We start from the raw sequence: 16365 nt of genomic DNA, 5'->3' as shown, positions 1-16365 counted from the left end.
TTTTTCTGATCGCTAGATCGTTCAAGAAATGCGAAAAACCACACAAATCCGTTTGCGTTTCGTGCGGAAAAATGCACAAATCCACCATGTCCTTGTCAGCCGCGCAAAGGCTTTGGCCCACCTTGCCCTTGCAGCACCGCATCCGCCGGATGTGGTGGGCCTACGCGGTGCTCGCCCTCTCAGCCGTCATCTCAAGCCTGTGGGTGAGCGGCGAGATCGGCCGGCGCCGGGCGGAGGCGGCCCTGGAGGAACAAGCCCAAACCGATGCGGGGATGAATGTGGCGCTGCTGCGCACGGTGCTCGAAAAATACCGGGCGCTGCCCTTCGTGCTGTCGCAGGATGCCGCGCTTGCCGCCGTCCTGGCGGGGCGCGACGCCGGCATGTTCGATGAACTCAGCCGGAAGCTGGAGACGCTGGCCGCCGGCACGAAGGCTGCCGTCATATACGTCATAGACAAGAATGGTATCGCGGTTTCGGCAAGCAACTGGCGCGAACCGACGAGCTTCGTCGGCAACGACTATCGATTCCGCGAATACTTCCAGGGCGCGGTCACTGAAGGACAGGCCGAACATTTCGCGCTGGGCACGGTCAGCAAGAAGCCCGGCCTTTATATTTCCGAGCGGATATCTGGCAGCGGCGGTTTTCTGGGGGTCGTCGTCGTCAAGGTGGAATTCGACGATGTCGAGGCAGATTGGAATGCCTCGGGCGCACCGTCCTACGTCATCGACGATCGCGGCATCGTCCTCATCACCAGCGTTCCCTCATGGCGGTTCATGACGATCGGCCGCATCGCCGTGGATCGGCTGACGGCGATCCGCGACAGCCTTCAGTTCGGCGATGCGCCACTTCAGCCGTTGCCGCTCGAGGTCGTCCGGCAGCTGGGCGACCGGCTGGACGTCGTCGAGATCGTCATGCCCGGCGGCGCTGGAAAAACCAGCTTCCTCAATGTTGCAATGCCGGTTCCTGCGACCGGATGGCATCTGCAGCATCTTGTGGCGCTGGGGCCCTCCGTCGACGCGGCGGTCCGCGAAACGCGCATGCTGGCGCTACTCTTGCTTTTGCCGCTTTTGGCAACCGCAGCCTTCCTCTTGCGCCGCCGCCAGACGATCACCCTCAGGATTTTCAGGGAACAGCAGGCGCGCGAAGAACTGGAACGGCGCGTCGCCGAGCGGACGGTCGATCTCAGCCAGGCGCGGGATCGCCTGCAGGCCGAGATCGCCGGTCACCGCAGCACGGAGCAGAAGCTCCAGACAGTGCAGCAGGATCTGGTTCAGGCCAACCGGCTGGCAATCCTCGGTCAGGTGGCCGCCGGTGTCGCCCATGAAATCAACCAGCCGGTAGCGACCATACGGGCCTATGCGGACAATGCCCGCACCTTCCTCGAGCGCGGCCAGACCGCGCCTGCCGGCGAAAATCTTCAGAACATCGCGGCACTGACGGAGCGCATAGGCACGATCACCGAGGAGCTGAAGACTTTCGCCCGCAAGGGCCGCGGCAGTGCCGAACCGACGGGTCTGAGGGACGTCGTCGAGGGCGCGGTGATGTTGTTGCGCAGCCGCTTCGCCGGCCGCATGGATACGCTTGACATTGAGCTGCCGCCCGCCGAGCTGCAGGTCATGGGAAACCGGATCCGCCTCGAGCAGGTGCTGATCAACCTGCTTCAGAACGCCCTTGAGGCGGTGGCGCCGAAGGCCGAAGCGGGGCGCGTCGAGGTGAGGACGTCAGCCGATGCCGAGACGGTGACGCTGACTGTCGTCGACAATGGCCCCGGCATCTCGCCTGAAATCCGCAAGGGCCTGTTCACGCCGTTCAACACATCGAAGGAAAAGGGTCTCGGCCTCGGGCTCGTCATCTCCAAGGACATTGTCGGCGATTATGGTGGCCGAATGGAGGTGGAGAGCAATGGCGAAGGAAGCCGGTTCATCGTTCATCTGAGGAAGGCCTGATGCCATGGACACACCGAGCCCCGTTGCGCTGATCGACGACGACAGGGATCTGCGCCGCGCAACGGCCCAGACGCTGGAGCTCGCCGGCTTCTCCGTTTCCGCCTATGACGGCGCCAAGGCAGCGCTGGCGGACTTGCCGGCCGACTTCGCCGGCCCTGTCGTCACCGATATCCGCATGCCCGAGATCGACGGGCTGCAGCTCTTCGCCACGCTGCAAGGCATGGATGCCGACCTGCCGGTGATATTGATGACCGGCCACGGCGATATCCCGATGGCGGTCCAGGCCATTCAGGATGGCGCCTATGATTTCATCGCCAAACCTTTCCCCGCCGACAGGCTCGTCCAGAGCGTGCGCCGCGCCAGCGAAAAACGTCGGCTCGTTCTGGAAAACCGAATGCTGCGCAGGGCGGCCGAAGATGCGCAAGAGACTTTGCCGCTGATCGGCCAGACGCCCGTCATGGAGAATCTCAGAAAGATTCTCCGCCACATCGCCGATACCGACGTCGACGTGCTCGTTGCCGGCGAGACAGGTAGCGGCAAGGAAGTGGTCGCGCAGATCCTGCATCAGTGGAGCCACCGCCGGAAAGGCAATTTCGTGGCGCTGAACTGTGGGGCGCTTCCCGAAACCGTCATCGAAAGCGAGCTGTTCGGCCACGAGGCCGGCGCCTTTACCGGCGCCCAGAAGCGCCGCACCGGCCGCATCGAGCATGCAAGCGGCGGTACGCTTTTCCTCGACGAGATCGAGAGCATGCCTCTCGCCACGCAGGTCAAGATACTGAGAGTGCTGGAGATGCGCGAAATCACCCCGCTCGGCACCAACGAGGTGCGCGCGGTCGACCTGCGCGTCGTCGCGGCAGCCAAGATCGACCTTGGCGATCCCGAGGTGCGCGGAGATTTTCGCGAGGATCTCTATTACAGGCTGAATGTCGTGACGATTTCCATCCCGCCGCTGAGGGAGCGTCGCGACGATATCCCGCTGCTGTTTTCCCATTTCGCCGCCCGCGCCGCGGAGCGCTTCCACCGCGATGTGCCGCAGCTTTCAGAGAAAATTCGCCGCCACCTCGCCACCCATGCATGGCCGGGCAATGTCCGCGAGCTCTCCCACTATGCCGAACGCGTGGTGCTCGGAGTGGAAGGCGGCGGAGCCGCACCCGTCCCTGCGCAGCCGACGGGCGGAACGCTGCCCGAACGGCTGGAACGTTACGAGGCGGAGATCATCCGCGACGCGCTCACCGCCAATGAGGGCGACGTGCGCCGCACCATCGAAGCGCTCGGCATTCCGAGAAAGACATTCTACGACAAGCTGCAGCGCCACGGCATCAATCGAGGCGGCTACGCTTCGCGCAAATAAGGCATGTCGCGCAAAAGTGTGCAGCGGTTTTCCCAGGCAAAGCGCGAAGCGCTTGCCGCAACGACATGCGTAAAAACAAAACCTGAAGGCGCAACGAGCGAACCTGAAAGATCGCAACGCGCTTTAGGCTGTTTCAGACCTCGACCAGTCCCAGCTTCTTCACCTGCCGGATCGTCAGCATGGTGCGCACGGTGTCGACATGTTCGTTCGCCGTCAGAATTTCGATGACGAAATCCTGGAAGTGGGTGAGGTTCTCCGCCACGCAATGCAGCAGGAAATCGCTGTCGCCCGAGACCATCCAGGCCTGGCGCACCAGCGGCCATCCGGTGGTGGCGGCGGCAAACGCCTTGAGGTTGGCTTCCGACTGATGCTTGAGGCCGACCATGCAGAAAGCGACGAGATCGAAGCCGAGCTTCGGGCTGTTCAGCATGGCGTGATAGCCTTCGATAATGCCGGCTTCCTCGAGCTTGCGCACCCGGCGCAAGCAGGGCGGCGCCGAGATGCCGACGCGGTCGGCGAGCTCGACATTGGTCATGCGGCCGTCGGCCTGCAGCTCCCGGAGTATCTTTATGTCGATGACGTCGAGTTCGGTGCGACCCACATCACGGCCTTTCTTTAATTCTTCGCGGCGAGCTTCTATATAAAGCGGCGGAATACGCAAGAAAGTTTCAAGCCGATGACGGATTCTTGCACATCAAGGCGATTTGCCTTGTTGGTAATGCAAGGCTGGCCTTGAATAATAGCATTGGACGTTCATAAATGGCGCATGGACCGCGAAACGGCCGCAATCGCCTTCTAGCCGCCGCCTCCTGACAGTCGAAAGGAAATGACATGCCCGCCCGCCACACCAAGGTGCTCATCATCGGTTCCGGACCCGCCGGCTATACTGCCGCGGTCTACGCCGCGCGCGCCATGCTCAAGCCGGTTCTGATCGCCGGCCTCGAACAGGGCGGACAGCTGATGATCACCACCGATGTCGAGAACTATCCGGGCTTTGCCGATCCAATTCAGGGTCCCTGGCTGATGGACCAGATGCTGAAGCAGGCAAAACATGTCGGCACCGAGATCGTCAACGACCTCGTGACCGAAGTCGACTTGAACCAGCGCCCCTTCATCGCCCGCACCGATAGCGGCCAGGTATGGACGGCTGATACGCTGATCATCGCTACCGGCGCCAAGGCCAAGTGGCTCGGAATCGAAAGCGAGCAGCACTTCCAGGGCTTCGGCGTTTCGGCCTGCGCCACCTGCGACGGTTTCTTCTATCGCAACAAGGATGTGATCGTGGTCGGCGGCGGCAACAGCGCCGTTGAAGAGGCGCTGTATCTCTCTAACATCGCCAAGTCGGTCACATTGGTACACCGCCGCGACTCCTTCCGCGCCGAGAAGATCCTGCAGGAACGCTTGTTCGCCAAGGAAAACGTCAAGGTGCTGTGGAACACCGAAGTGGCTGAGATCACCGGCACTCCGGCCAAGCCGCCGATGCCCCAATCGGTGACTGGCGCGCGCCTGCGCGACGTCAGAACGGGCACAATCACCGAAATGCCGATCGACGGCGTCTTCGTTGCGATCGGCCATGCCCCGGCGACCGAGCTTTTCAAGGGCAAGCTGAAGCTGAAGGACAATGGCTATCTGTGGACCGCGCCGGATTCGACCGCGACCAGCCTCGAGGGGGTTTATGCCGCAGGCGACGTGACGGACGATACATTCCGCCAGGCGGTCACCGCTGCCGGCATGGGTTGCATGGCCGCGCTTGAAGCGGAGCGATATCTGACAGGCCATATGCCCGTCGCCGTGGCAGCGGAGTAAAATCGGCATGAGGGGTGGGGGAATGCCATTGGATTGGGACAAGCTGCGTATTTTCCACGCAGCAGCCGAAGCGGGTTCGTTTACACACGCGGCGGATAAACTTCATCTGTCCCAATCCGCCATCAGCCGCCAGGTAAGCGCGTTGGAGCAGGATGTCGGCACCAAGCTGTTTCACCGCCACGCGCGCGGGCTGATTCTCACGGAACAGGGCGAACTGCTCTACCGCACCGCCCATGACGTCCTGCTGAAGCTCGAAACCGTCAAGATGCAGCTTACCGAGACGACCGAGACGCCGTCCGGCAAGCTGCGCGTGACGACGACGGTCGGCCTCGGCCAGGGTTGGCTCACCGACAAGATCCAGGAATTCCTGCAGCTCTACCCCGACGTTCAGATCCAACTGATCCTCGACAACGAGGAAGTGGATGTGAACATGCGCCATGCTGATTGCGCGATCCGGCTGCGCCAGCCGCAGCAGTCCGACCTCATTCAGCGCAAGCTCTTTACCGTGCACATGCACGTTTATGCGGCCCCCTCCTATATCAATCGCCACGGCGAACCGCAGAAGATCGAGGATCTCGACAACCACCGCATCATTACCTTCGGTGAACCGGCGCCGAGCTATCTGCTCGACGTCAACTGGCTCGAAGTCGCCGGCCGTTCGTCCGACAACAAGCGGATCCCGCATCTGCAGATCAACAGCCAGACCTCTATCAAGCGGGCCTGCCTGCTCGGAATCGGTGTCGCCTGCCTGCCGGACTACATCGTCGGACGCGATCCCGGCCTGATTCAGCTCGCAATAAATGCCGATGTCCCTTCATTCGACACTTATTTCTGCTATCCCGACGAAATCAAGAACGCAGCCAAATTGAAGGCTTTCCGCGATTTCATTGTCAGCAAGGCTAGAAACTGGAATTTTTAAGCCAGTTTTATGAAATGTTTTCCATACTATGCATTGAGCGCATGACTGGCATGCACAAATGTGGGTTGCCGTTTGCCCATTAAACCACCATATCGCACATAGCTGATGCACATGGTGGCTTTTCCTCCCAGTTCCACCGCATTAGCTGTTCCCCTCTGGAGGTTTTTAAACCTTCACACTTATAAGGGCCCTGGTTTTCCAGCGGCCCTCTTTTTTTGCCTTACCTCCTCGATAAATGCCGCACCGCAAAAAAATTGTGCGGCGCATAGCAGACATGCACAAAAAAGCATTGAAACCTGCTCAAGGAAGCACCATATCCCTCATGGCTGATGCACTTCGTGGTTTCTCTCCCAGTTCCACCGCATTAGCTGTTCCCCTCTGGAGGTTTTTGACCTTCACAATTACAAGGGCCCTGGTTTTCCGGTGGCCCTCTTTTTTTGCCCAAAATTTGCTCAGTTGCTAAAACCCATCGCCTCACGTCTCCGTGATTTGCATATCGACGGGCGTCGAACCATATATCGGGAAAGTACGATTTATGGATCGAACAACATCGATGGACAAAGACGAGATTATCAAGGCGCTCGCCCACCCCACCCGGATGGACATTCTGAGCTGGCTGAAAAATCCCGAGGAACATTTCCCCACGCAAGAACACCCCTTTGAAATGGGTGTCTGCGCCAGCCAATTTGAGCGCTGCGGCCTGTCTCAATCGACGGTTTCCGCCCATCTCGGAACGCTCCATCGCGCCGGCCTCGTCACCACCAGGCGCGTCGGCCAATGGATCTTTTACAAACGCAACGAAGAAACCATCGCCGCTTTCCTCAAGCAGCTGACACAGGATCTCTAGAATGCCCCTAGCCCTTCTCGTGCTGGCCTTGAGCTCCTTTGCGATAGGCACGACCGAATTCGTCATCATGGGGCTGCTACCGGAAGTCGCCGCCGATCTCTCGGTGACCATCCCGCAGGCAGGATGGCTGGTGACCGGTTATGCGCTGGCGGTCGCAATCGGCGCGCCGGTCATGGCAGTGTCGACCGCCAAGCTCAAGCGCCGCACAGCGCTGATTGCGTTGATGGCCTTCTTCATCGCCGGCAACCTGCTTTGCGCCCTGGCGAGCGGCTATTGGGTGCTGATGATTGCCCGCATCATCACCGCGCTTTGCCATGGCGCCTTCTTCGGCATCGGCTCGGTCGTCGCCGCCGGTCTTGTCGCCGAAGACCGCAGGGCCCGCGCCGTGGCGCTGATGTTTACCGGCCTTACGCTTGCAAATGTGCTCGGCGTGCCGCTCGGCACCGCCATCGGCCAGGCCTATGGCTGGCGCGCCACCTTCGGCATCGTCACCGTCATCGGTATCATCACCATATCAGGCCTGATCGCCATCCTGCCGAAGGACCGGCAGCACGAGAGCGGCAGCATCCTGCGCGAGGTCGCAGCACTGAGGAATGGCGGCCTTTGGCTGGCGCTGTCCACCACCGTCTTCTTCTCCGCCTCGATGTTCGCCCTCTTCACCTATATTGCGCCGCTGCTGCGTGATGTCACTGGCGTTTCGCCCGAGGGCGTCACTTGGACGCTTTTCCTGATCGGTCTCGGCCTGACCGTCGGCAATCTCGTCGGCGGCAAGCTTGCCGATTGGCGGCTCGGCGCGACGCTTGCCGGCGTCTTCGCCGCTATCGCCATCACTTCGGTCGCCTTCAGCTATACCAGCCGCTTCTTCATTCCAGCGGAAATCACCCTCTTCCTCTGGGCACTAGCGAGTTTTGCCGCCGTGCCGGCGCTGCAGGTCGGCGTCGTCGGCTTCGGCAAGGACGCTCCCAACTTGGTCTCGACGATCAATATCGGCGCCTTCAACACCGGCAATGCGCTCGGCGCCTGGGCGGGCGGCCTGGTCATCGATGCCGGCTTCGATCTCACCCGCGTTCCGCTCGCCGCAGCCCTGATGGCCCTGATCGGCCTTGGAGCGACGGCGCTCACCTATCTCTCCGCCAGAGGCCGGGCCGCCCTTGCCCCTGCCGAGTAATCCCCCAGCAAAAGAAAGGACCATCATGGCAAAGCTTTTCGAACCCTCCAAGGTTGGCGACATATCGGTCAAGAATCGCATCGTCATGGCGCCGCTCACTCGCAACCGCTCGCCGGGTGCGATCCCGAACGACCTCAACGTCGAATATTACCGCCAACGCGCCACGGCAGGTTTGATCATCACTGAAGCCACTGCCATCACTCATCAGGGCCAGGGCTATGCCGATGTACCCGGTCTCTACAGCAGGGAAGCGCTCAATGGCTGGCGGCGAGTAACCGACGCCGTTCACACCGCAGGCGGCAAGATCGTCGTCCAGATGTGGCATGTCGGCCGCATCTCGCACACGACGCTGCAGCCAAACGGCGCGAAGCCGGTGTCCTCAACCAACCGCGTTGCCAAGGCCAAGACCTATCTGGTCAATAAAGATGGCAGCGGCAGCTTTGCCGACACTTCCGAACCGCGCGCGCTCGAAACCGCCGAGATTCCCGGCATCGTCGAGGATTACCGCAGGGCAGCCCGCGCCGCCATCGACGCCGGCTTTGACGGTGTCGAGATCCATGGCGCCAACGGCTACCTGCTCGACCAGTTCATCCGCGACGGCGTCAACGACCGCGCCGATCAATATGGCGGTTCGATCGAAAACCGCACCCGTCTTACATTCGAAGTCGTCGATGCCGTTGTGAAGGAGATCGGCGCAGGCCGCACGGCGATCCGTATTTCACCGGTGACGCCCTCGGGCGAAAGCTATGATTCCAATCCGCAGGCGACCTTCACCCTCGTCGTCGAGGGCCTGGCCAAACAAGACCTCGCCTATATCCACGTTATCGAAGGCCAGACCGGCGGCGACCGAGACTACAGGCAGGGAAACAGTGCCTCTTTCGATTACAAGGCGCTGCGCCAAGCCTATGAAAAGGCCGGCGGCAAGGCCAGCTGGATGGTCAACAACGGCTATGACCGCGATCTCGCGATCGACGCCGTCGATAGCGGCCGCGCCGATCTCGTCGCCTTCGGCAAGCCCTTCATCGCCAATCCTGATCTCGTCGAACGACTGGCAAAAAACCTGCCGCTCAATACGCCCGATCAATCGACTTTCTATGGCGGCACCGCCAAGGGCTACATCGACTATCCCACCCTCGAAAAGGTCGCTTGAACCCTCAGGATACGAACCGCAAAATCCCGCCGAGAGGCGGGATTTCTGCGTTCAAGATCCCTATATAAGGCGCCATGTTCGCTCCCTATCTCGATCGCTGGTCGCTCATCTCAGACGGCGAGCCCATCATCACCCATTCGAGCCGCCTGCTACCGGTCCTCTGGCAGGATAGGCCCGCCATGCTGAAAGTAGCCGCCGACATCGACGAACGATACCGCGCGCTGTTGATGCGATGGTGGGATGGCGATGGGGCAGCTCATGTCTACGCCCATGAGGGCGACGCCGTGCTCCTGGAACGGGCAATGGGAAAACGCTCGCTGCTCGCCATGGCGATGGACGGCGAGGACGACGAGGCAAGCCGCATCCTCTGCCGCACCGCCGCGCGGCTGCATGCCCCGCGCGAAAAGCCGCTTCCTGATCCCATACCCCTCATCCGCTGGTTCCGCGATCTCGAACCGGCCTCCGCCAAATATGGCGGCACGCTTGCCGATTGCTCGGCAATCGCCAATGCCCTTCTTGCCGATCCGCGCGATCTCACCGTCCTCCATGGCGATATCCACCACCAAAACATTCTCGATTTCGAGGCGCGCGGCTGGCTGGCGATCGATCCGAAGCGGCTCCACGGCGAGCGCAGTTTCGATTTCGCCAATATTTTTGCCAACGAGGAACTGCCTGTTATCACCGATCCCGCCCGTTTCCGCCGCCAGCTCGCAGTCGTCTCCAGGGAGGCGGGTCTGGAGCCGAAACGGCTGCTGCAGTGGATCGCTGCCTATTCCGGCCTTTCCGCCGCCTGGTTCTTAGGCGACCCAAACATCGAGCAGGCTGAAACGGCCTTGACGGTCGCCCGGATTGCACTTTCCGAACTGGCCGCCTAACGCGCCCTCTGCGGTAAAGACCCAACGAAGGCCGCCGCCATGTCCCGATGCGGTTCCGGCAGGCAGCCGAGCGCCACCAGTGTGGCTCTCACTGCCTCGTCGATCGGCGTCTGCGGCTCCTTGCCGAGTTCGGCCACGAGCTTGGCGTTGTTCATCCTGAGCGGCACCTTCCATAAATAGCGCATTTCCCTGATCTCCCGCATGAGCGGAACGAAAGGGGCGGCGAGCGGCACCATCCACCAGGGGAAACGCCCGATCTTTGCCTTGCCGCCGGAAACTCGCTTGATTGCTTCTGCCATCTGCATGCCATTTGCGTCCCAGAACCCATCCATATGGTAGACAGCAAAGGGCGGCAGCTGATCGGCCCGCTCGATGAGCTGGGCGACGGTTTCCGCCATGTCGGGCAGATAGGCCCACTGATGGCCGACGCCGCGCCGCCCCGGATTCTTGATCGTGCCGACCGGTTTTCCCGGCGTCACCAGCCCCGATGAGAACCAGCTATTGGCTGTCGCGCCCGGACCGAAGAAATCGCCAGCGCGGACGATGATGGCGCCCGCGCCGGATTGCGACGCCGACTTCAGCCGCTTCTCCATTTCGACGCGGATCGCCCCCTTCTTCGTCAGCGGATGCTGCGGACTTTCCTCCGTCGGCGCCGGCAGAGCATCAGGACCGAAATTGTAGACATTCCCGGGCAGCACGATGCGGACGCCGACGACGCGGGCAGCTGCGATGCTATTGTCGAGCATCGGCAGCACCAGCCTTTCCCAGTGGCGATAGCCGGGCGGATTGACCGCATGGACGATAACGCCGACATCTGCGGCAGCCTTCAGCACATCGGCGGCATTCATCGCGTCGCCCTGCACCCATTCGAATGCCGGCTCGTTCCTCGACGCCTTAGCCGCCTGACGGTTGAGTGCCCGGATGCGCCAGCCACGCTCCAGCAGCTTGCGCGCTACTGCGCTGCCGATACCACCGGTCGCGCCGAGCACCAGGGCCGTCTTAACTTCTCGACTCATGACTATCTCCTCGATCGGATGAGAGGAGTATGCACCTCGAAGAAGATAGACAAAATTGACGAAATTAGTGCATCTGTTATACAAAATTATATGAGCATCGAACCAAGCTGGGATTTCTACCGCAGTTTTCTGACCGTGATTCAGCAGGGTTCACTTTCGGCCGCCGCGCGTGAACTCGGGCTGACCCAACCGACGATCGGTCGTCACGTCGACGCGCTGGAAAAAGCAATCGGCGCCGAACTTTTCATCCGTTCTCCGAACGGACTGCTGCCGACCGACGCCGCGCAGGCGCTGAAACCCTATGCGGAGACGCTGGCCGCAACCACAGCCGCGCTCTTGCGCACCGCCTCCGGCGAGCGTGAACGCGTTGCGGGAACGGTGAGAGTCAGCGCCAGCGAGGTCATCGCCGTTGAGGTGCTGCCGAAAATTCTCGGGAGCCTGCAGGACGCCTATCCGGAGCTCCAGATCGAGCTCTCGGCATCCGATGTGATCGAGGATCTGGTGAACCGCGAAGCCGATATCGCCGTGCGTATGGCAGAGCCGCAGCAGGGAGCGCTCATAGTGCGCCGCATCGGCGACATACCGATCGGCTTTCACGCACACCGCTGTTATCTCGAACGGCACGGCAATCCGCAAACCATAGCGGATCTCGCCAACCACAGGCTCATCGGCTTCGACCGGCAGACAGCCTATGTGCGCATGGTGATGAAACGCTACCCGGTGCCCGCAGACATTAAATTCTCCTACAGGACCGACAGCAATCTTGCCCAGCTTTGCGCAATCCGCGCCGGCGTCGGCATCGGCCTCTGCCAGATCGGACTGGCTCGGGAAAATCCTGACCTCGTGCACATCCTGTCCGATGCTTTCTCCATACCGCTCGGCACATGGGTGGTAATGCATGAGAGCCTGAAGACCTCGCCGCGCTGCCGCGCCACTTTCGACGCGCTGGTCAGGGGCCTCCAGGCTTATCATCGTCACTGCACGGGCACGTAAGCGCAAAATTGAGATCGATTTTCGACGAGAATCATGGGCAATGTCGCAGCATCGTATGGAGATGACGATGCACAGGCCGGTTGAACTCGTAAATTATGACAGGGAATGGCCGGTTGCTTTCCAACGCATCCGGGCCAAGCTAGCGGCCTTGCTGCCGCAGGCGCTCGCCATCGATCACGTCGGCAGCACCGCCATACCTGATATGACCGCCAAGCCCCTCATCGATATCGACATCGTTCTTCCCGGTCTGGAGCACATCGAGAGCGCAACCCAGGTGCTTCTCTCGGAAAACTATGAACCGCGCGGCAACCGCTATGATGACCAGGTGTGGGCATTTTTATCGAGAGATTCGCTGCCGGCGGAGCGCGTCTATCTTTGCCCGGTCGGCAACGGAACCCACCGAAACAGGCTGGCTTTCCGGGATTATCTCATCGCGCATCCAGAGGCGGCGGGCGAATATGCCGCGCTAAAACGCAGGCTGGCAGCCGAATTCAAAATGGACGGCGATCGCTATACCGCGGAGAAACGCGAGTTCGTCGACACAATCGTCACGCGGGCATTGACGGGCGGAGGTTAGCGTCCGGCGCTCTGCGAGGCTCCGGCCGCACGCTCTTGCCAAAAACCGTCGACCACTTCAGTTTCCGGCCGGTCTCCGCCCTCAGCATATTCCTCATGCCATTTGCCGTTCTCGTCCTGCCAGCTGATCTCGGCGGAATCGCCGCCGACCTGCTGTTCGGCCGCCACGATGCGCGCGGCTTCGAGCGCCTCGGCATGGGTCGGGAATGCCTCGGAATAAACGCCTCCCAGCCTGTAGGCCCAACCGCCGTCATGCGGCACGACTTCATAGACCACCTTGATCATGCATCCGTCTCCTCATCATCTTGTTGCGCATTCGCATGCTTCCGGACAGGGTCCGGATCATCGCGGCCGCGTGACGAGAATTCGAGGACGCCGCGATCTGCTTTCCGGCCCCGATAGCATTCAGTATTCCATTAAACGCCGAAGACTGCAAATAGCAGAGTGCCGCCGCGTGCTTCCCATCCGAAATCAGTGACTTAGTTAAAAGGCGTGAATTGCAACGGGAGCTGAGAATTGGGCATCGCGGCACAGCTTGAAGAGGAAAAATTTTTGATTGCTGCACTCATCGTCGCAGTGATCGCCTATCTTCTGGAGCATACGGTTATGGAGATGGGGCGGAGCTGGGCGCTCATCGCCGCCGCCGCCCTGGTCGCCACCATCGTGCTCGCCTCGATCCGCGTTGCCCACCATGCCGAACTGCTCGCGGTCAAGGTCGGCGATCCCTACGGCACGATGATCTTGACGCTTTCGGCCCTCGCCGTCGAAGTCATCATCCTTGCCATCATGATGACTGGCGAGAGCTCTCCAACGCTTGTGCGCGACACGATCTATTCCGCCCTGATGTTCGATATCAATGGCATTCTCGGCCTCGCAGCCCTTCTCGGCGGACTCAAGCACGGGGAGCAGCCCTACAACGACAATTCCGGCAAGACCTATGGCGTGATGATCCTCACCGCCATGGGCATCTCCATGGTCGTGCCGGAATTCGTGCCGAGCGATAAATGGCACTATTATTCCGCCTTCACCATCGTTGCGATGATCGCTCTCTACGGGCTCTTTCTGCGCATGCAGGTCGGCCAGCACAGCTATTTCTTCAGCTATAGCTACCCGCGTTCCGAACGGAAGAAGGAAAGTCACAATAAAGAAGGCGCCGACGGACCGGCCGCCGTTTCAATCGCCATCATCCTCGTCGGCGTCGTCATCATCGGCCTGCTGGCGGAGTTCATGTCGGCCTTCATGACCGAAGGGCTGCGCGACAGCGGCGCGCCGATCGCAGTGACCGCCGTCGTCGTCGCGGCGATTTCGGCTGCGCCCGAGATCCTGACCGCATTGAGGGCAGCGCTGAGGAACCGCATGCAGGCGACGGTCAACATCGCCATGGGCGCCTCACTGTCGACAGTGATCCTGACGGTGCCCGTGATGGAGGCGATCGCGCTTTATACCGGCCAACCCTTCATCATGGCGATGACGCCGGTGCAGACAGTGATGGTGGCGATCACGCTGATTGCCGCAGCAATCAATCTCAACGACGGCGAGACCAATGCCATCGAGGGCATGACACATTTCATCCTCTTTGCCACCTTCGTCATGCTGACGGCGCTCGGGCTTTGAAAGCGGTGTGCTGCCGGAAACCGCCCGCGACCATCATTCCTTCGACTTTTCGAGGAAGCGCTCTTTGCGGGTTTTCGGCTTGAATCGCCGGAAGAAATTTTCGATGGCGCGAATGGACTTGGTGACGGACATCAGTCTGTCGATCTGGCTGTTGGCATTATGGAGCCGTTCGGACAAGACCTCCGCCGCCGTCATAGCGATCTCGATCGGCGGCACCTGCGGAAACCGTTTGGAGAGCGCTGCGTAAGGGCTGGCGTCGACGCCGCCCATCATCGAAATCGAACCCATCCGGGCAAAGAGACGCAAAAAGATCTGCTCGAACGTCCAATCATGCACGTCGAAGACCTTCCACTTCTCGCTCCTCTTCGCCGAAAAGCCGGCGAGCAGGATCTTGCCCGGCAGTTGCAAGTCGGCGAGCCAGAGCGCCATTGCAAAGCCGCTCGTCGCGATCTTGCCTGCCGGATAGAGATCGCCGATCATTTGCGTCAGATCGAGGTGGCGGGCTCTGACGCCTTTGAAGCGGCTCTCCTCGCTGAAGTTTTCTTCCGGGGAGACGCGAATGTTGACGACGCCCAGAAAATCGTCGCCGGCAAAGAAGCGCAGGACATCCCCCACCTCGCGCCGGTGAACTATATTGGCGCCCATCACGCCGCTGCGGGCAACAAGCACCGCATGGCCAGCGAAAGGTTCATCGAGCACCTTATAGACATTGTTGAAGAAGACGTAGAGCGCCGTCTCCGGCAGTTCGCTTCTGAGCCGCTCGAAATCCACCGCCTCGCTGTTTGCCACCAGCACGATGTGCGAGTAGCGCGACAGCAGCGCCTTCCACGCATCCTGCGTCAGGACATTCAAACCGCCGTCTGCGGTGGTCGTAATTTGCGTGTCGCTGGGGATCGATTCCATATCGGCTCACATGCACTTTCCAAGGACGATGCGCTCGGCCCGCCTCACTAGCTGTTGCTGAAATAGGCGCGCATTCGGGCAAGCCGCGTCAATCCGCCAATCTGCTTTCCCACATGCGAGAGGAAGCCCGTGACCCGGCCTGCCATCGACGGCTGCCTGCAAAAGGAAGCCCAGGGCGTGTTTCGCAGATCCTCGGCATAACGTTTGGACATCCGCCGGTGCACCCAGGGGACGGTCGCCTGCCAGGGCTTCTTGCGGCCGGTAAAATGAAAGATGGCCGGCCGATCGACGAAAGGCAGCAGGCCCGTCTGCGTATTCCAGCGCGGATCGAGCACCAGCCAGTCGCGGTCGAAAGTGACGTTCAGCGCATCCTGGTCGTTATTTTCGAACAGATGCGACCGCTCCTCGAAGATGTCCCGGGTCCTGGCGAAAAGCCCTTTCGCCCGACAAGCCGACCAGTCGAACAGCAGCACGCCGGCATTGAAATAGCGGCCGCCTTCGCCCATGCCGATCTTGCGCTGCCGTGCACCGGCCTTGTCGGGAAAGGCCATGACGTAATCGTCGACGGCGGCAAGCGCCTTGCCTTGGAGATCAAGGGCAAAGAGTTGATCGACGGGCGCAACCGCCAGTACGTCAGCATCGAGGTAAAGCAAGCGTTCGATATGGTCGGGTATATCCCGATCCATGTAGAGCCGCGCCAGCGTCGCGGCGGACCAGCGGCCCCGCGCCTGAAGGCCGGTATCAGGTGTCTTATAGGGAAGCACCCTGATCGCCATACCGTGAAGCCGCCCAAAGTTATCGACCTCGGCGACCTCCTTCTGCTTGAGGTCGATGCCGAGAAGCAGGAACTCTATCCCGGCGTTGGCCAGATTGCGCTTGACGGAAAGCAGGGTGCAGCAGGCGGCCGGCAGCATGTTAACGTCCGAACATACGATGACGGCACTGTGCGGCAAATCCGGCCTCCTGAAGCGGCGGTTTAAACTTGATGCCGGATATCTATTTGGTTTGACAGCTGCCCGCAACCGCTGATCACCAGCCAAACACGCCCTCCCCGTCACGTTTTGAATCGAAATTCAACGACTTGCGAGGCAAAGCGGAATCGCTGGCGCAAGACCTTGAATCCGAATGTGAGCCCAGGGTCGAAGCGCCAACGGCAAACAAAAAGGCCCGCCGTCACCGGCGGGCCTTTCGATGATGTTGT

General features: G+C 60.8%; 16 protein-coding genes. 11 read left to right on the top strand and 5 right to left on the bottom strand.

What is annotated here, in order from left to right:
- Positions 1-71 precede the first annotated feature (71 nt).
- Positions 72-1946, top strand: coding sequence for a sensor histidine kinase (locus FFR93_RS09685; protein ID WP_138393074.1), 1875 nt, complete (start codon positions 72-74; stop codon positions 1944-1946).
- A gap of 4 nt (positions 1947-1950) precedes the next feature.
- Positions 1951-3297, top strand: coding sequence for a sigma-54 dependent transcriptional regulator (locus FFR93_RS09680; RefSeq protein ID WP_138393073.1), 1347 nt, complete (start codon positions 1951-1953; stop codon positions 3295-3297).
- 133 nt (positions 3298-3430) lie between these two features.
- Here the strand turns inward: FFR93_RS09680 and FFR93_RS09675 are convergent, their stop codons facing one another.
- The gene (locus FFR93_RS09675) at positions 3431-3898 is read right to left on the bottom strand and encodes an Lrp/AsnC family transcriptional regulator (RefSeq protein ID WP_064706138.1); all 468 of its coding nucleotides are present in this window, start codon (positions 3896-3898) and stop codon (positions 3431-3433) included.
- A gap of 230 nt (positions 3899-4128) precedes the next feature.
- Here FFR93_RS09675 and trxB point away from each other — a divergent pair, with 230 nt between their 5' ends.
- From trxB to FFR93_RS09645, 6 genes are all read left to right on the top strand, one after another.
- On the top strand, positions 4129-5103 hold the full coding sequence (gene trxB / locus FFR93_RS09670; protein WP_138393072.1) for a thioredoxin-disulfide reductase: 975 nt from the start codon (positions 4129-4131) through the stop codon (positions 5101-5103).
- Positions 5104-5125: 22 nt separating this feature from the next.
- A complete protein-coding gene (locus FFR93_RS09665) occupies positions 5126-6022 on the top strand; it encodes a LysR family transcriptional regulator VtlR (protein ID WP_004671024.1) in 897 nt (298 codons plus the stop codon).
- A gap of 553 nt (positions 6023-6575) precedes the next feature.
- Positions 6576-6869 (top strand): metalloregulator ArsR/SmtB family transcription factor, encoded by a 294-nt coding sequence (locus tag FFR93_RS09660; RefSeq protein ID WP_064705707.1) that lies wholly within the window; start codon positions 6576-6578, stop codon positions 6867-6869.
- A 1-nt stretch (position 6870) separates the two neighbouring features.
- Complete coding sequence (locus FFR93_RS09655; RefSeq protein WP_138393071.1) at positions 6871-8037, top strand: MFS transporter; 1167 nt, start codon at positions 6871-6873, stop codon at positions 8035-8037.
- A gap of 25 nt (positions 8038-8062) precedes the next feature.
- Positions 8063-9187 carry an alkene reductase gene (locus tag FFR93_RS09650; protein ID WP_138393070.1) on the top strand — a complete coding sequence of 375 codons (1125 nt, stop codon included), beginning with the start codon at positions 8063-8065 and terminating at the stop codon, positions 9185-9187.
- Positions 9188-9261: 74 nt separating this feature from the next.
- Positions 9262-10062: an aminoglycoside phosphotransferase family protein gene (locus FFR93_RS09645; protein ID WP_138393069.1), complete on the top strand. Its 801-nt coding sequence runs from the start codon at positions 9262-9264 to the stop codon at positions 10060-10062.
- Here FFR93_RS09645 and FFR93_RS09640 read toward each other — a convergent pair.
- Positions 10059-11078 (bottom strand): SDR family NAD(P)-dependent oxidoreductase, encoded by a 1020-nt coding sequence (locus FFR93_RS09640; protein WP_138393068.1) that lies wholly within the window; start codon positions 11076-11078, stop codon positions 10059-10061. The two genes, FFR93_RS09645 and FFR93_RS09640, sit on opposite strands and share 4 nt — an antisense overlap.
- Before the next feature lie 90 nt (positions 11079-11168).
- Between FFR93_RS09640 and FFR93_RS09635 the strand changes: the two genes are divergently transcribed.
- Positions 11169-12071 (top strand): LysR family transcriptional regulator, encoded by a 903-nt coding sequence (locus FFR93_RS09635; RefSeq protein WP_138393067.1) that lies wholly within the window; start codon positions 11169-11171, stop codon positions 12069-12071.
- A 61-nt stretch (positions 12072-12132) separates the two neighbouring features.
- Complete coding sequence (locus FFR93_RS09630) at positions 12133-12648, top strand: GrpB family protein (RefSeq protein ID WP_138393479.1); 516 nt, start codon at positions 12133-12135, stop codon at positions 12646-12648.
- Here the strand turns inward: FFR93_RS09630 and FFR93_RS09625 are convergent.
- Positions 12645-12932, bottom strand: coding sequence for a DUF2188 domain-containing protein (locus FFR93_RS09625; RefSeq protein ID WP_064705713.1), 288 nt, complete (start codon positions 12930-12932; stop codon positions 12645-12647). The genes FFR93_RS09630 and FFR93_RS09625 overlap by 4 nt on opposite strands.
- A 231-nt stretch (positions 12933-13163) precedes the next feature.
- Here FFR93_RS09625 and FFR93_RS09620 point away from each other — a divergent pair, with 231 nt between their 5' ends.
- On the top strand, positions 13164-14261 hold the full coding sequence (locus tag FFR93_RS09620) for a calcium:proton antiporter (protein WP_138393066.1): 1098 nt from the start codon (positions 13164-13166) through the stop codon (positions 14259-14261).
- Positions 14262-14294: 33 nt separating this feature from the next.
- Here FFR93_RS09620 and FFR93_RS09615 read toward each other — a convergent pair whose 3' ends face one another.
- Both FFR93_RS09615 and FFR93_RS09610 read right to left on the bottom strand, forming a co-directional pair.
- Positions 14295-15164 (bottom strand): 3-deoxy-manno-octulosonate cytidylyltransferase, encoded by an 870-nt coding sequence (locus FFR93_RS09615; protein ID WP_138393065.1) that lies wholly within the window; start codon positions 15162-15164, stop codon positions 14295-14297.
- Positions 15165-15211: 47 nt separating this feature from the next.
- Complete coding sequence (locus tag FFR93_RS09610; RefSeq protein WP_138393064.1) at positions 15212-16117, bottom strand: glycosyltransferase family 8 protein; 906 nt, start codon at positions 16115-16117, stop codon at positions 15212-15214.
- Positions 16118-16365 lie beyond the last annotated feature (248 nt).

It is taken from the genome of Rhizobium sp. MHM7A (assembly GCF_005862215.1).
In the GTDB taxonomy this organism is placed as follows: domain Bacteria; phylum Pseudomonadota; class Alphaproteobacteria; order Rhizobiales; family Rhizobiaceae; genus Rhizobium; species Rhizobium bangladeshense.
Note: the sequence above shows the minus strand (reverse complement) of the source record. Positions and strands in the feature narration are given on the sequence as shown.

Coding starts and splice junctions, on each gene's coding strand:
- FFR93_RS09685 (WP_138393074.1), top strand. CDS start 72: ATGCACAAATCCACCATGTCCTTGTCAGCCGCGCAAAGGCTTTGGCCC.
- FFR93_RS09680 (WP_138393073.1), top strand. CDS start 1,951: ATGGACACACCGAGCCCCGTTGCGCTGATCGACGACGACAGGGATCTG.
- trxB (WP_138393072.1), top strand. CDS start 4,129: ATGCCCGCCCGCCACACCAAGGTGCTCATCATCGGTTCCGGACCCGCC.
- FFR93_RS09665 (WP_004671024.1), top strand. CDS start 5,126: ATGCCATTGGATTGGGACAAGCTGCGTATTTTCCACGCAGCAGCCGAA.
- FFR93_RS09660 (WP_064705707.1), top strand. CDS start 6,576: ATGGACAAAGACGAGATTATCAAGGCGCTCGCCCACCCCACCCGGATG.
- FFR93_RS09655 (WP_138393071.1), top strand. CDS start 6,871: ATGCCCCTAGCCCTTCTCGTGCTGGCCTTGAGCTCCTTTGCGATAGGC.
- FFR93_RS09650 (WP_138393070.1), top strand. CDS start 8,063: ATGGCAAAGCTTTTCGAACCCTCCAAGGTTGGCGACATATCGGTCAAG.
- FFR93_RS09645 (WP_138393069.1), top strand. CDS start 9,262: ATGTTCGCTCCCTATCTCGATCGCTGGTCGCTCATCTCAGACGGCGAG.
- FFR93_RS09640 (WP_138393068.1), bottom strand. CDS start 11,078: ATGAGTCGAGAAGTTAAGACGGCCCTGGTGCTCGGCGCGACCGGTGGT.
- FFR93_RS09635 (WP_138393067.1), top strand. CDS start 11,169: ATGAGCATCGAACCAAGCTGGGATTTCTACCGCAGTTTTCTGACCGTG.
- FFR93_RS09630 (WP_138393479.1), top strand. CDS start 12,133: ATGACGATGCACAGGCCGGTTGAACTCGTAAATTATGACAGGGAATGG.
- FFR93_RS09625 (WP_064705713.1), bottom strand. CDS start 12,932: ATGATCAAGGTGGTCTATGAAGTCGTGCCGCATGACGGCGGTTGGGCC.
- FFR93_RS09615 (WP_138393065.1), bottom strand. CDS start 15,164: ATGGAATCGATCCCCAGCGACACGCAAATTACGACCACCGCAGACGGC.